Below are 14,698 nucleotides of genomic sequence, written 5' to 3' on the forward strand. Positions count from 1 at the left end.
GGAGCCGAGCGAAGCGAGGTGGAGGAGTGAACGCGAAAGAGCCTGTTCTGGAGATCAAGGACTTCAACGTCGACTACGGTCTGGGCGAGCAGGGCGTGCGGGCGGTTCGCGATGTCACTCTGACGCTGCACCGCGGTGAGGTGCTCGGGCTGGCCGGCGAGAGCGGCAGTGGCAAGTCCACCCTCGCGTACGGCGTCACCCGGCTGCTGCCGCCCCCCGGGGTGATCAGCGGTGGTTCGGTCATCTACCACCCGCCGGGCCGCGACCCGTACGACGTGATGGCGCTGACCGACCAGGAGTTGCGCGCGTTCCGCTGGGCCGAGACGTCGATCGTGTTCCAGGGCGCGATGAACTCGCTCAACCCGGTCCACAAGGTCTCCACCCAGATGCTCGACGTGATCAAGGCGCACGAGCCGGACCTTTCTCCGCAAGCACGGCTCGACCGGGCGAAGAAGATGCTCAAGCTTGTCGGCATCTCCGCGGACCGGATGGACGCCTACCCGCACCAGCTGTCCGGCGGGATGCGGCAGCGCGTGATGATCGGGATGGCGCTCGTACTGGAGCCGCAGGTCGTGATCATGGACGAGCCGACCACCGCGCTCGACGTGGTCATGCAGCGGCAGATCCTCGCCCAGCTGGTCGAACTGCGCGAGACGCTCGGCTTCTCGGTGCTGTTCATCACCCACGACCTGTCGCTGCTGGTCGAGTTCTCGGACCGGATCGCGATCATGTACGGCGGGCGGATCGTCGAGGAAGCCAAGTCCGCCGACCTGTACAAGGACTCGCTGCACCCCTACAGCGAAGGACTGCTCAAGTCCTTCCCGGCGCTGCGCGGCCCGCGCAAGGAGCTGGCCGGTATCCCCGGCTCGCCGCCCGACCTGCGCGGGATGCCGTCCGGCTGCTCTTTCCACCCGCGCTGCCCGCACGCGTTCGACCGTTGCTCCGACGAGATCCCGCTGCTCGGGATCCCCTCGGCCCGCAACGACCCCAGCCGGTCCGTGGCCTGCTGGCTCCCCGGCCGCGTTCCGGTCGGCTGACCAATCCTCCAACGTCCGAAGGAACGCAGTACGTGGTACTACGTTCCTTCGGACGTAACTGACATAGGAGCATTTTTATGAGCACAACGTCCGTCTCGGGGGCGGCTGATCTGATCGCGGGTCTGCCGACCGATTTCCGCTGGGGCGTCGCCACTTCGTCGTACCAGATCGAGGGTGCGATCGCCGAGGACGGCCGGACGCCGTCCATCTGGGACACCTTCTGCACGGTTCCGGGTGCGATCGACAACGGTGACATCGGCGACGTCGCCTGTGACCACTACCACCGGATGCCGGAGGACGTGGCGCTGATCAAGAGCCTCGGCTTCGACACCTACCGGTTCTCGGTGGCGTGGCCGCGGGTGCAGCCGCGCGGCAAGGGCCCGGTGAACCCGGCCGGTCTCGGCTTCTACGACAAGCTGGTCGACGAGCTGCTTGCCCAGGGCATCGACCCGTGGGTGACGCTCTACCACTGGGACCTGCCGCAGGAGCTCGAGGACGCGGGCGGCTGGCCGAACCGCGACACGGCGTACCGGTTCGCGGAGTACTCGATGCTCGTCTTCGAGGCGCTCAAGGACCGGGTCGACACCTGGACGACGCTGAACGAGCCGTGGTGCTCCGCGATGCTCGGGTACGCCTACGGTCTGCACGCGCCGGGCCGCAAGGAGTACCCGGCCGCGATCGCCGCCGTGCACCACCTGCTGCTCGGGCACGGCCTGGCCACCACCGCGATGCGGGAGGCCTCGCCACGCAAGCTCGACATCGGCATCACCCTCAACGTGGCCACCGCGTACCCGGCCACGGACGCCGAGCCGGACGTCGAGGCCGCCCGCCGCGCCGACGGCATGGGCCGCCGGATCTACCTGGATCCGATCGTGCACGGCCGCTACCCGGCCGACATCGTCGCGGACCTCGCGCTCGAGGGCGCCGAGATCCCCGTCCAGGACGGCGACCTCGAGCTGATCTCGGCGCCGATCGACGTACTGGGTGTGAACTACTACTTCAGCCAGAAGTTCAGCGGGTACGCCGAGGACGGCAGCACGGTCGACGAGAAGGGCCTGCCGATCAGCCGGACGGTTCCGCTCGGCCGGCCGAAGACCGCGATGGACTGGGAGATCGTCCCCGAGGGCTTCACCGACCTGCTGCTGAGCATCGCCCGCGACTACCCGAACCTGCCGATGGTGATCACCGAGAACGGCTCCGCGTTCGAGGACCACCCGGACGAGAACGGGTTCGTCGCCGACGAGGGCCGGACCGAGTACTTCACCACCCACCTGGCCGCGGTCGCCGACGCGATCAACCAGGGCGCCGACATCCGCGGCTACCTGGCCTGGTCACTGCTCGACAACTTCGAGTGGGCCTACGGCTACGTCAAGCGCTTCGGCATCGTCCGGGTCGACTACGACACCCAGGCCCGGATCCCGAAGCAGAGCGCCCTCTACCTGAAGGAACTCGTCGAACGCCACCGCGACAAGAGCTGACCCGCCGCGTCCTGGGGTGGATGTCCCGCCACCCCAGGACGATCAGTCAGCGATCCAGCGCCGGATCCGCCACCAGAGCAAGGATCTGCTCCTTGGTGATCGCATTCGGCGGCTTCTTCTTCCCCGGGTACAGAACACGCACCCGGGCCTGGTCGCCGTCCGGCTGCGTGAAGGCGGCCTGCATTTCGTACATCGGGCCGCCCTGGTAGGTGTGCGGGGCCTCGTAGAACTCCCCTTGACCGCCGTTCGGCAGCTTCACCGGGAGGCACTTCTTACCCGACGGAGCGTCGACGCACGGCATCGCCACGGGCGCGGCGTAGACACTGACCGACACCTCCGCGGTGGTGGAACCCCTGCTCCAGTTCTGGACGACCTCGATCATGGTCGGCAGGTCGTCCAACCGCTTGGAGACGTACTTGCCTGGTATCCGTTCAGCAGTCGCCAGCACGATCTGGTCCCGGGTGGGCGCGAAGTCCTTCAGCTTGTCCTCCTTCGCCTGGTCGCCGGCCGACAGCGGCGGAAGGTTGAGCCTGGGGTCGGTGGCCCAGGCGATCATCTGCTCGTCGGTGATGTCCAGCCTCTTCACCGGGATCGTCGTGTTGTTGCCGAACAGCGGATCGATCGACAGGAAGGCTGTCTCGCCGTCCGGCTGTACGTAGCTGAGCTGCGCCGCCTTGCCGTCGCGGCCGAACATCGCCTTCCGGCCGTTCGTCAGAGTGATCTGATGGCAGGTCACGACGGGCTGACCGTCGCCGCCGCACACGTCACCGCCCTTGGCGTACGGGAAGAGGCTGACGAACAGCATGCCCTGACCCTTGTCGCCGGCAACGTTCCAGCCGACCTTCCGTCCGGTCCCATGGGCGCCGATGTCGGAGCCAACGACGAACGGCCCGACGCTGAAGTCCAGGTGCTTCTTGGCCGGATCGAGGTGCTTGACCAGCAGGCTCTTCATCAGCGCGTCGAATCCCGAAGTGCGCGCCTTGACGATCGCGTCCTCGGCGCTCTGCGTGTTGACCGGCGCCTGCTGGGTGGCGACCGGCGGCTCCAGCTGCGCGGTGTCCTTCAGTACGCCGTTCACGCCGATCGTCGCGACGGCTACCGCACCGGCCGCGACCACCGCCGTACCGGCGACCAGGAAGCGGCGCCGGCGGAGGCGTCGGCGGCCGGCGTTCAGGTCGTCGGCCAGCGCGCGCGGCAGCAGGTCGTCCTGCGCGGCGGCGGCGTCGGTCAGTCGGTCCATGAGCTGCTGCTCGTCGATCATCGGTGTCCTCCTACAGCCCGAAACTGGGCAGTCAGCATGTCGTTCAGTCGAGCGAGGCCACGGGCGCTCTGGCTCTTCACCGTGCCGGTACCGCAGTTGAGGTCGGCGGCCGTCTCCTCGACCGACAGGCCGACGAAGTAGCGCAGGATCACCACCCGGCGTTGGCCGGGCGGCAATTCGGCCAGTGCCTCGAGCAGCACCCGGCGGTCCTCGACCGCGAGACCTTCCTCGGCGGCCGGATCCAGCCCGTCCAGCCCGGACTCCTCCCGGCGCCACGGCCGGCGGCTCTCGTCGATCCCCGAGTTCACCAGGATCCGCCGTACATAGGCGTCGATGTTGCCCTCGCGCCGCACCCGGTGCCAGGCGGCGTACAGCTTCATCAACGCCGTCTGGACCAGGTCCTCCGCCTTGTGCACGTCCCCACAGAGCAGGAAGGCGATCCGGCGCAGCTGAGTACGCCGCTGAGCGACGTACTCGCTGAACTCCTCATCCCGTGCCATCCACTGTCCCCTCACTCGTTCCGTCACCGATGAGTACGGAGCGTCCGGGGCAACGGTTGTCAGCCCTTTTGAAGCACTCTTGTGAGCGGTGCGGGCGTCAGGACCTTGTGGGCGCGCAGGTACGCCGCGAAGGTCTCGTGATCAGTGTCGGTGCGGACGGGGTCGCGGTAGTAGCTCTTGAACGCTGTGTAACCGTCGGCCCCGATCACCGTGTAGGCGAGCGCGGCGACACGATAGGTCTTGGCCGGATCCAGTGAGGCTCCGTTGATCTGGATGTCTTTGGGGTCGATCCGGTCACCCTCGGGGCGGCTCGCGTCGAAGCTGTAGCTGACGTTCTTGGAGACGGCGAGCGGGGCGAATTTGTTGCCCTGCCACTGCTGCTCCAGTACGGCGTCCAGCTCGGCGCCGGTGAGGCTCACGGTGAGCACGGGATTGCCGTACCCGTAGGCCTCCCACGATTCGCCGAGCAGCACCCGGCCGTCCGCGTCGCCCGGTTTATTGCTGTTGGCAACCATCAGGTCCTGACGGAGAGCGGTCGAGCCGATCGCCGGTTTGGCCGCGATCAGGCCGAGGTCGGCCTTTTTGGCTGTCCAGAGGTGTACGTCGGCCGCCAGATCCGCCAGTGTGCTCTCGCCGACTGCGTTGGCGGTCCTGGTGAAGTCGCCGGTGATGGTGGCGACCGGTTCGGCGTACTTGCGCTCGCCGGCGGCCGCCCAGTAGTCGACGATCTTCTGCAGCTTCGGATCCGGCGTGACGTCGCGCGTGACCGCATGATTGGTCGAAGTGGTCCGGTCCCGCAGGACCTCGCCGGTCCGGCGGTCGAGCTGCAGGTTGATCTCGCTGATCAAGCGTCCGTGGTTCGCCGCCTCGACGACCGGCCGCGGGTTGCCGTCCGGGTCGGGGATGCTGCAGTTGAAGGCCGCGTGCCAGTGCCCGGTCACGATCGCGTCGATCTGCGGAGTCACCTTGCGGGCCAGGTCGATCGCGGGGCCGGTCGGGTTGATGCAGTTGTCGTACGTCGCCGACGCGTCGGTGCCGCCGTCATGCATGTTCAGCACGATCGCCTTCACGCCTTTGCGCGTCAGCTCGGCGGCTGCCCGGTTCGCGGACTCGACCGGGTCGAGTGCCTTCAGATCCGGTTGGTACGACGTACTGCCGACAGGCGTGTCCGGCACGGTCAGCCCGATGAAGCCGACCGGGTAACTGCGGCCGTGATCGCGGACCCAACGGATCGTGTACGGCGCGACGATCGGCCGGCCCTTCGCGTCGACGATGTTCGCCGACTGGAACTCGAAGTCGGCCCCGTGGAAGCGGCGGCCGGTCGAGTCCTTGAAGCAGCTGTCCACGCCAGGCTTGCCGAAGCACTTCCCGCGCGTCATGTGGTCGACCAGGAAGCTCTTCGACACGTCCAGCTCATGGTTGCCGACGCTGGAGAACTCGATCCCGAGCGCGTTCAGCGCCTCGATCGTCGGCTCGTCCGCATGCGCGTCGACCTCGAACGGCCAGCCGGAGAAGTTGTCCCCGTCGGCGAACAGAATCGAGTTGCGATGCCCGGCCCGAATGCCCTGCAGATGCGTCGCCAGGTACGCCGCCCCACCGACCACCTGGGCCTTCCCGTCCGGCCCCGCAATCGTCCCGCCATCCGCTACCGACGGCGGCCGCAGATACCCATGGAAGTCGGTGATCGAAACCAGCTGAACCGGCACCGGATCGGGCGCCGCCACAGCCTGAGTGGGCGCCACCCCCACCACTGCAGTCGCCAGCAACGCGGTCAGTTTGCGCATTAATGCCTCCAAGGCGGTCTTGGCGAGCGTTTTCCGACAAAATGAGAGTGCCCGATCATGAACCAGATGTCACTACCAAACGGCCTGTCGGCGAATCCCGAAAGAATCCACCGTCTCCACCGCCCTCCCCACCGCCCGCCCCATCTGATCCAATAACCCCGTGGTGGCCGGTGGTCCCGCGAAGCCTCCGGCCATCACCCCGGCGCCCGTTCCCCTGCGGGACGCCGAATCACGAGGCACCTCATGTCGTTCGCGACGGGTTTCCGACAGTTCGGGGTTCGGTCTGTTCGGGCGGGGGCAGATCGGTCATCATGGCGGGCTCCGAGTGCACCGATCTGGGGACGGGTGACCATGCGCGGAATCGTTCGGGCGGCTCTGACCGCGGTACTGCTGATCGTGTCCACGGCCGTGAACCCGGCAACCGCCGTACCGGCTCCGGCGGGGCATGTGCGCGAACTGGTGAGTGGGTGGACCGCACCCCTGAGCACCCGGGGGCGGTGGATCGTCGACGCGGACGGGAACCGGTTCCGGTTGAAGTCCGGGAACTGGCACGGTGCTTCCGGGACCTGGAACGGATCCGGCGACCAGGCCGACAACGCCAACCACCACGCCGGTGAGAACAGCAACCGGATCCCACTCGGCCTCGACCGGGCCCCGATGGCCTCGATCATCTCCGGCTTCGCGGAGCTCGGTCTGAACAGCATCCGGCTCCAGTTCTCGAACGAGATGATCCACGACGCCGTCACGATCCCCGACGCCGCTGTCGCCGCGAACCCGGGCCTGCGCGGAAAGACTCCCCTGCAGGTGTACGACGTCGTCGTACAGGAGCTGACCGCGGCAGGCTTCGCGGTGATCCTGAACAACCACACCGCAACCACCAAGTGGTGCTGCGGCGTGGACGGGAACGAGCGCTGGAACACGAGCCAGTCAACCGCCACCTGGGAGACCGACTGGCTGTTCATGGTCAACCGCTACAAGACCAACCCCCGCGTCGTCGGCGCCGACCTCTACAACGAGGTACGCCGGAATGTCCTCGACGACCCGAACTGGGGCTGGGGCAACGACCACGACTGGTTCGCCGCCTCGCAACATCTCGGCGACCGGATCCTCACCGAGGCCAACCCGAACCTGCTGATCGTTGTCGAAGGCATCAACTGGACCGGCATCCCGGTCGACGGTTTCCCCCACGACCGGCCGACCCTAACTCCGACCCGCGGGCTCTCCCACACCTTGGTTGCCTCGAACAAGCTCGTGTACGCCGCTCACTTCTACGGCTACACGGGTCCCCGGCACAGCGGTGCAACGGGAACTGGTGAGACGAGCGATCCGCGGTACCAGGATCTGTCACCCACCGACCTGGTCAGTGAGCTGAACCGGCAGGCCTTCTTCGTCTCCGGCGAGGAGGGACACTTCACCGCGCCGGTGTGGATCAGCGAGTTCGGCGTCGGCGGCCGCGAGGAGACCGGTGCTCTGCCGCGCGCCTGGTTCGAACGCTTCGTCGACGAACTCATCCGCACCGACGCCGACTTCGCCTACTGGCCGCTCGTCGGCTGGCACACCAACCGCACCGGCAACGGCTGGGCCTTGCTGCACTGGGATTCCGCCGGCCAACGAATGGGCCTGTACGACGGCGACGACTGGCGCGCGTCTGCCTGGACCCGGTTGATGAACGCGCCTTCCCGCACCGGGCCGATCCCGTCGTCGACCGTCTGGAAGATGCTCAGCCCCGACCACGGCGACTTCATCCAATCCCTCCGGATGCGCGCCGCCGGTGACTGGGACAACGGCGCCCGCAAAACCGCCTGCCCCGACGGCCTCCGCCTGATCGGCATCTCCCACACCGCCAACCGCGGCCTCTGCACCTCCGGCACACCCGTTGCGTCCGGCCCCTACGAAGTCGTGTACGACGAACGCCACGTCACCACCGACTGGGCCTCCGGCTACACCAAGTACCAATGCGCCCCCGGCTACTACGTCACCGGCTACGCCGTCCGCCGCGCCAAGCTCTCCTCCATCCTCTGCACCGCCACCTCCCAATCCCTCGGCACCACCAACCGCACCCTCTGGTTCGACCGCTCCGACAGCCGCGGCACCGCCCACGGCGGCGATTTCGCCCCCTCCAACTACAAAGGCCAATGCGCCGACCACGAATACATCGCCGGCATAGCCTTCACCACCCGCCCCACCTCCCCCGGCACCCCCGACGCCCTGAACTGCCGCCCCCTCCCCTGACCACCCCTCAACCACCGCAGCGCCCAGCACCGCACACGTCCCCCGGCCGAGCCGAAAACCGGGGGCTGAACAGGAACTGGTGGGATCGAACAGGTCATTACTTGTTCAAACCCACCGTGCACCCTCCACGCCCCCGAGAACTGGCCACAACCACAGCCGGACCGCAACCGAAGCCCGGCGACCGCGCTCCCCGTCGCCTCAGCCTCCGGGCTATGGCCGAGGTGCAGGATCTCGCGCTATCCGGTGGATTGTGGGTGCCCCGCGACGAAAATCCACCGGCTAACGAAACCAGGCAGCCCCCCCCGCGCGTAATTTGAACGCATAACCCCCGGAAGTCGCCCCTTCTCCCGCCTGCCGGCGCCCGGAGAAGGAGCAACCTGAACGGATAACCCCCGAAATCGCCCGCACAGGACAGCAACCGAAGGCGACGGGAACGTGGTCGCCGGCGTCTTTCCCGGACCCCAACCAAAGCCCGCCAGCCACAGGCAACGCGAACGCGGGAACCGGCCTCGCCATCCACCCCAGCCACCGCGGCGCCCAGCCATGCTGTCTTTCAGATCGGCCGGTCGCGGCGAGCAACCACAAACCCACACCCCCGGCCGAGGCCATTTCGGTCTGCACCCCGCCCAACCGCCAAGGCCAGCCGACAACCCAGCACGGCGAGCAGAGCCGACGGCTGAGCCGAATGCCGAGGCCGGCGACCGCGATTCCCGATGCCTGAGCCTGACCGGGCTGTGGCCGAGGTGCAGGATCTCGCGCTATCCGGTGGATTTTGGGTGCTCCGCGACGAAAATCCACCGGCTAACGAAACCAGGCAGGCGATACCGCGCTATTCGGTGGATTGTGGGTGTCCTGTGCCTGTTGCGATATCGCCGCACGTGATCGGTCGCGGTGGCTGAGGACTTTGGCCGGCCAGGAACTCCGCCTCCCCGAATGTGCTCGTCCCATCCGGCCGCTCGGATCCGGCCGATTTCGTACGCGGTGGCTGGTCGCCGCTGCGGCCGGTATTACCTGATGCGGGTGGCTGGTGCGGTCTTCGGCTGAGGGGGATGGTGCGGTCGGTGACCGCGGTTGGGGTTGCCTGTGGCTGGCGGGCTGTGGCTTCCGCCGCCGATCAGGAGGCCTGTCAGGTGATTCGCCGCCGTGGTTGTCCAGTGCGGTTCGGGTCGGCTGCCAGCGTGTGAAATTTCGCTGGATATCCGTTCAAATGGGCCCTTCTCTGCTCAAAAAATGGGGGGAGAACCAGCAACTTGCGGGGAGATCCCCTCGTTTTCCGCGACCGCAACCCAAGCCCGGAAGCTCAAGCAGCCGAAACCGTGGTCACCGGGCTCACCATCCCCCTCAGCCCCAGGCGACGCCCGCCTAGCGCTTCAGTAAAATCGGCCGCCGCGGCGACCAGCCACCGGCTACGTGTCCGGCCTGTCCGGTGCGGCGCGAATCGGGGGCACACCAACCCCGCTTTGCGGGGATCTGCTGCCACCCAGCGACAGCAGCTCCCCGCAAACACGCACAAACCCCGCCCAGCCACAGGTCCACGGAGTTCTACTGCCAAATACCGGCAGCAATCATCCGTGAACCCGCTCCAACCCCGACCAGTCACCGGATTGCAGGCACCAACGCCACGCCGATTCTGCAACAGCCTCCCCATGACCAGAATCCACCGGCTAACGAACGCCCCCTCACACCTGCCCCAAGTCGTGCGAACCTGATGCACGGCACCAACCGCCCCGGCCCGACCTCGACGACCATCCTCAACCGCCGGAGGACGACATGATCCCCACCCCTACCTCGACCACACCTGGCGAGGGCACCTTCACCCTCACCGGCAGCACGCCCATCACCACCGGATCCTCCGAGCTGACCGCTGTCGCCGCCCAGTTCGTCGCGGATACAAGGCTCGATTCCCCGCACCTGCTGGCGTTCTCAGCCGCGACGGGCGCAGCCAAGGCAACCTCAGCGGCCGCTGCAGGCTCAGCGGCCGAAGCGGGCTCAGCCGAGGCGAGCTCAGCGAACCCGGCAGGCTCGGCCGAGGCGAGCCCAGCGACCGCAGCGGGCTCAGCTGAGGCGGGCTCGGCGGTCGAGGCGGCCTCGGGTGGGGTGCGGCTGGTATTCAGCTCGGACGGACTGGACGACGTACCGCAGACCGCTGGGGTTCGAGCGGACGGCGCCGAAGTGGACGAGCGGTACGGGCTCGACGTGACCCCCGACGGCATCCGCGTCTGGAGCGCGACCACGGAGGGCGTGTATCGCGGGCTCACCACGCTCCGCCAGCTCATCGCCGTACACGGCGAATCGATCCCCTGCCAGCGCATCGTCGACGGACCACGCTTCGCCTGGCGCGGGCTCTCGTTCGACGTGGTGCGCACGTTCCACCCGCCGGAGACGGTACGGCGGGTGATCGACATGTGCGCGCTCTACAAGCTGAACGTCCTGCACCTGCACCTCACTGACGACCAGGGTTGGCGGTTCGAGGTCGCCAGCCGGCCGGAGCTGGTCAAGTTCGGCTCACTCGGCGCGATGGCCGACCGCCCCGGCGGCTACTACACCTCGCTCGAGCTAGCCGACCTCAACCGGTACGCCGAGGAACGCTTCGTCACGCTGGTCCCGGAGATCGACTTCCCCGGCCACACCGGCGCCGTCTCCAAAGCATTCCCCGAACTCACCACCGAGCTCCCCGGCATCCCCCTGCCGAACGGCGCCACCCTCGAGTTCCACTCACTCGACCCCGCGGACCCCGAAGTCTGGACGTTCGTCGAGGACGTCGTCGACGCGGTCCTCCCGCAGTTCCCACGCAGCGCCTACCTGCACATCGGCGGCGACGAGGCCTGGGGCATGTCCGACGAGGCCCATGCCACCTTTGTACGGCGTGCCGCGGAGCTCGTCCGCGCGAAGGGGAAGCGGGTCGTCGGCTGGCAGGAGATCGCCCGCGCCGACGTCGACCCGGCCGACCTCACGCAGTACTGGCTGGACATCCAGGACATCGACGCGATCTCCGAGCGACCCGAGGTCCCGGCCTTCCTGATCGAACACCTGGCCAAGGCCCGGCACGACGTACCGAAAGCCCTGGAACGCGGCGGCAAACTGCTCGTCTCCGCCACCACCTACCTGTACTTCGACCGCCCGCACGCCGCCCCCTCGGCAGACCCCGCGCAGGAGGAGGACCGAGCCCGCGTCGGCCTCCGCGCGTACCCGCCGGCCACCATCCAGGACGGCGTCGCCTGGGACCCCGTCACCAACACCCCCGGCGTCACCTCCGACGACCAGCTCGCCGGCATCGAGGCCGCCGTCTGGTGCGAGACTGTCACCAGCCGCGACGACCTCGAGTTCCTGCTGCTCCCCCGCCTCCCCGGCGCCGCCGAGAAGGCCTGGTCCCACACCACCCCCACCAACTGGCCCACCTACGGAGCCGACCTGGCCCGGCAGGCACCCACCTGGCGCAACCGCGGCTGGACCTGGTTCCAGTCCTCCGAAGTCGACTGGACCTGACCATGAAGAGGGGCAAGCGTTGAGCTGCTGCGATGATCGGGTGGGTCAACCGGTGGAGGAATCACGGCTGTGTCGCAACGCTTCGTCGTCTTCGACGCCATGGGCGTCCTTTACCGCCATGGCAACGTCGTGCGCGGCGTGCTTCTCCCCTACCTCCGCGAGCACGGCTGCACTCGGACCGAATCCGAGATCCGCGAGGTCTACCGCCGCTGCACCCTGGGCGAGATCTCGACCAGTGAGCTCTGGGAAATCCTCGGCGTAGCGGCAACCGACGCCGACTATTGCCAGCGACACGAGTTGACGCCAGATGCGCCGGAGGTCTTGAGGAATCTCAAACGAGCCGGCCTCACCCCGCTGGTGCTGACCAACGACGCAGCACCCTGGTCCGAACAGTTGCGCCGGCGATTCGATCTCACGCCGTACGTCGAACAGTGGTTCGTCAGCTCCGAGATCGGTGCTCGCAAACCGGCGCCGGCCGCCTACCGGCCGGTGGTCGCCCACCCGGGGCTCGACCCGGCCCGGACGCGTTTCGTCGACGACCGCGCGACCAATCTGCTCGCGGCCCAGATAGCCGGATTCGAGCCGATCCTCTTCCACAGCGAGGACACGGACGCCCACCCCGAGCCCGGCTTCCAGCCGCACGTCGTGCACAGCATGCCCGAGCTGTGGACCCACCTGACCGACACACCCTGGCCTTGAGCACCCACCAACCATTTCGAGGCGCCGGGAATGACTGATCGGTGCTCAAGGCGCGGGCTTTCGGCGGCCTTGAGCACCCACCAACCATTCGCCGAGGCGAAATGTGGTTGATGGGTGCTCAAAGAGTTCAGCAGGTGGCGGTGGGGGCTGCCCAGTCGGCGCGGTCGTTGTAGCCGCCGTCGCCGGCGTCGCCGGCGTCGCCGACGATCAGGTCGAGGACGCGGACTCCTGTGAGGTCGACGTCGAACGGCTTCGGCGTGAAGCGGTCGACCGTGCCACTGTCGAAGAGAACCTTGCCGTCACCGACGACCTGGAAGGTGGACGTGCCACCGTCCGGCCCGACGTTGCCAACGACATCATCGATCCCGACGGTCCCGCTCAGCCGGGTGCATGACTTGCCCAGGTAGTACCGGACCAGCGAAGGCGAAGCGACACCGATCCCGGTCGGGTACGTCGTTCCCGTCAGCTTGATGGGGTTGCCTCCGCCGACGCTCTCGTCGATGGCCGGCGTCATCCAGCCGCTGGTCGCGGTGATCCACTGGTGGTGCGACAGCGCCACGGTCCCGTCCGGCGGCACCGGCGCAACCACGACCGGCGACAACACAGTCGTCAGTCGCTGACCGCCGTACCCAAGGGCCTCGTACGACGTCGCGGCCGTCAAGCTCGCTGTTCCAGGCGCGGCAGTGGCGGGCAGCTTGATCGCGAACGTGAAGGTCGCCTGCTTGCCCCCAGCAATCAAGATCGGAGCCTTGGTCAACGACTTCACCGTCCATCCGGTGCCGCCGGCAACAGTCACCGCAGGCTTCAACACCGGCAGCAGCCCGTCGTTCCGAACCGCAACCTGCACAGTCAGCTCGTCGCCACCGGCAACGACCGGTGCCGAACCCTCAGGCTGTACATCCGTTCCGACCTTGGTCACCTGCGGAATCCCAGCCGTCACATGCGATGCGCCCGGCAGACCATGAGCCGCCGAGACCCGGAAGAGCGCCGTACCGTGTGCAGGCACCGCAGCGCTGATCGTGCCCGCGCTCTCGGTCACCTTGTTCGTCCAAGCGTTCTTGACTGTGAACCGCGGCCCACGCAGCCCAACCGCGGCCGCAGTCGTGGTCAGCGTCTTGGCGCTGTCCCCACGATTCAGCAGCACCACCGCACGCGAACCGTCGGCCAACCGCTTGACCCACGTCTCCGTCGTACCAGCAGCACCGACGCGAACCGCTTGCACGGCAGCCTTGTCCTGGTTGATCGCCAGTACGTCGGGATCGGTCAGCATGGAAACCGTGGTGGCACTCAGCTTCCGCACGTCGCTACCGACCACCAGCGGCGCGGCGGCCACGGACCAGAGCGTGAGCTGGGAACGGAACTCCTCGTCCGACATCCCCAGCTCCGGGGCCAGGTAGTCCGGGTCGCTGAACGCACCGGGCTTCACGACCTCGGGGTGCCGCGCGTTCGCGTCGTAGTTCCGTAACACGTCCTTGAACTTGATGTCGCCCTGGAAGCCGACATCGGTGTAGGTCCGCCACGACTGCGCGATCCCCGGTGCGTACGACCACGAGTTGATCGACTGCTGCGACTCGGGGTAGTTGCCCCAGTCCGGCGAGGTCACCGGGTTGCAGAGGTTGAAGATCATCGGCCGGTGGCTCGCGTTGTTCCGCAGCGCCTGGGCGAATTCGGTGAACACCGTCTTCGGGTCCAGGTTCGCCGCGATCCCGCACAGGTAGTCGACCTTGACCGCGTCGAAACCCCAGGCCGCGAACTGGTCGGCGTCGCGCTGGTAGTAACCGCCGCTTCCCAGGCCACACTTGCCCGGGATGTACGGACCGGCATCGGTGTAGATACCGGCCTTGAGGCCCTTGCTGTGGATGTAGTCGACCAGCGGCTTGAGCCCGTTCGGGAACTTGGCCGGGTTGGCGACCAGGTCACCCGCCGCGCTCCGCGACTGGTCGGCCTGCCAACCGCCGTCCAGCCAGACGACGTCGTACCCGGCCTTGGCCAGCCCGCGGCTGACCAGCGAGTCGGCGACCGACTTGATCGTGTCCTCGGTGAAGTCGCCACCGAGCCCGTAGTAGGTGTTCCAGCCCATGTACGGCGTCGGGCTGAGTACCGGAGCTGTGGCCTGAGCCGCCACAGCTGAGGTCGTGGTGGTTGCGAGCGCGCCGACCACCAGGGCAGCCGCGATCACCCCATCCAAAAGTCGCTTCATGTCTCTTCCTTTGCTGCCGTT

The 14,698-nt window shown here is 67.6% G+C and carries 9 protein-coding genes; 5 read left to right on the top strand and 4 right to left on the bottom strand.

All coding sequences use genetic code 11. The features are described 5' to 3' along the window. The first annotated feature begins 26 nt into the window (after nucleotides 1–26). Both OG474_RS05645 and OG474_RS05650 read left to right on the top strand, forming a co-directional pair. Complete coding sequence (locus tag OG474_RS05645; protein WP_405061125.1) at nucleotides 27–1,037, top strand: ABC transporter ATP-binding protein; 1,011 nt, start codon at nucleotides 27–29, stop codon at nucleotides 1,035–1,037. Nucleotides 1,038–1,114: 77 nt separating this feature from the next. After that, nucleotides 1,115–2,515: a GH1 family beta-glucosidase gene (locus OG474_RS05650; protein ID WP_405061126.1), complete on the top strand. Its 1,401-nt coding sequence runs from the start codon at nucleotides 1,115–1,117 to the stop codon at nucleotides 2,513–2,515. A 46-nt stretch (nucleotides 2,516–2,561) separates the two neighbouring features. On the opposite strand, the gene OG474_RS05655 is transcribed toward OG474_RS05650, so the two are convergent. Genes OG474_RS05655 through OG474_RS05665 form a run of 3 tightly spaced genes read right to left on the bottom strand, consistent with a single transcriptional unit; the run spans nucleotide 2,562 to nucleotide 6,060 of the window. Beyond that, nucleotides 2,562–3,776: a hypothetical protein gene (locus OG474_RS05655; RefSeq protein ID WP_405061127.1), complete on the bottom strand. Its 1,215-nt coding sequence runs from the start codon at nucleotides 3,774–3,776 to the stop codon at nucleotides 2,562–2,564. Then, nucleotides 3,773–4,276: a SigE family RNA polymerase sigma factor gene (locus OG474_RS05660; RefSeq protein WP_405061128.1), complete on the bottom strand. Its 504-nt coding sequence runs from the start codon at nucleotides 4,274–4,276 to the stop codon at nucleotides 3,773–3,775. The genes OG474_RS05655 and OG474_RS05660 overlap by 4 nt, the downstream gene beginning before the upstream one ends. 59 nt (nucleotides 4,277–4,335) lie before the next feature. Next, a complete protein-coding gene (locus OG474_RS05665; protein WP_405061129.1) occupies nucleotides 4,336–6,060 on the bottom strand; it encodes a bifunctional metallophosphatase/5'-nucleotidase in 1,725 nt (574 codons plus the stop codon). A 351-nt stretch (nucleotides 6,061–6,411) separates the two neighbouring features. Here OG474_RS05665 and OG474_RS05670 point away from each other — a divergent pair, with 351 nt between their 5' ends. From OG474_RS05670 to OG474_RS05680, 3 genes are all read left to right on the top strand, one after another. Continuing rightward, nucleotides 6,412–8,292, top strand: coding sequence for a glycoside hydrolase family 5 protein (locus OG474_RS05670; RefSeq protein WP_405061130.1), 1,881 nt, complete (start codon nucleotides 6,412–6,414; stop codon nucleotides 8,290–8,292). Between the two features lie 1,770 nt (nucleotides 8,293–10,062). Continuing rightward, nucleotides 10,063–11,778, top strand: a complete 1,716-nt coding sequence (locus tag OG474_RS05675; RefSeq protein WP_405061131.1) for a family 20 glycosylhydrolase — start codon at nucleotides 10,063–10,065, stop codon at nucleotides 11,776–11,778. Nucleotides 11,779–11,847: 69 nt separating this feature from the next. Beyond that, entirely contained in the window at nucleotides 11,848–12,477 is a 630-nt protein-coding gene (locus OG474_RS05680) for an HAD family hydrolase (protein WP_405061132.1), read from the top strand. A gap of 127 nt (nucleotides 12,478–12,604) precedes the next feature. Here the strand turns inward: OG474_RS05680 and OG474_RS05685 are convergent, their stop codons facing one another. Further along, nucleotides 12,605–14,677: an NPCBM/NEW2 domain-containing protein gene (locus OG474_RS05685; protein ID WP_405061133.1), complete on the bottom strand. Its 2,073-nt coding sequence runs from the start codon at nucleotides 14,675–14,677 to the stop codon at nucleotides 12,605–12,607. Nucleotides 14,678–14,698 lie beyond the last annotated feature (21 nt).

The sequence above is a fragment of the Kribbella sp. NBC_01505 genome (assembly GCF_045040285.1).
Taxonomy (GTDB): domain Bacteria; phylum Actinomycetota; class Actinomycetes; order Propionibacteriales; family Kribbellaceae; genus Kribbella.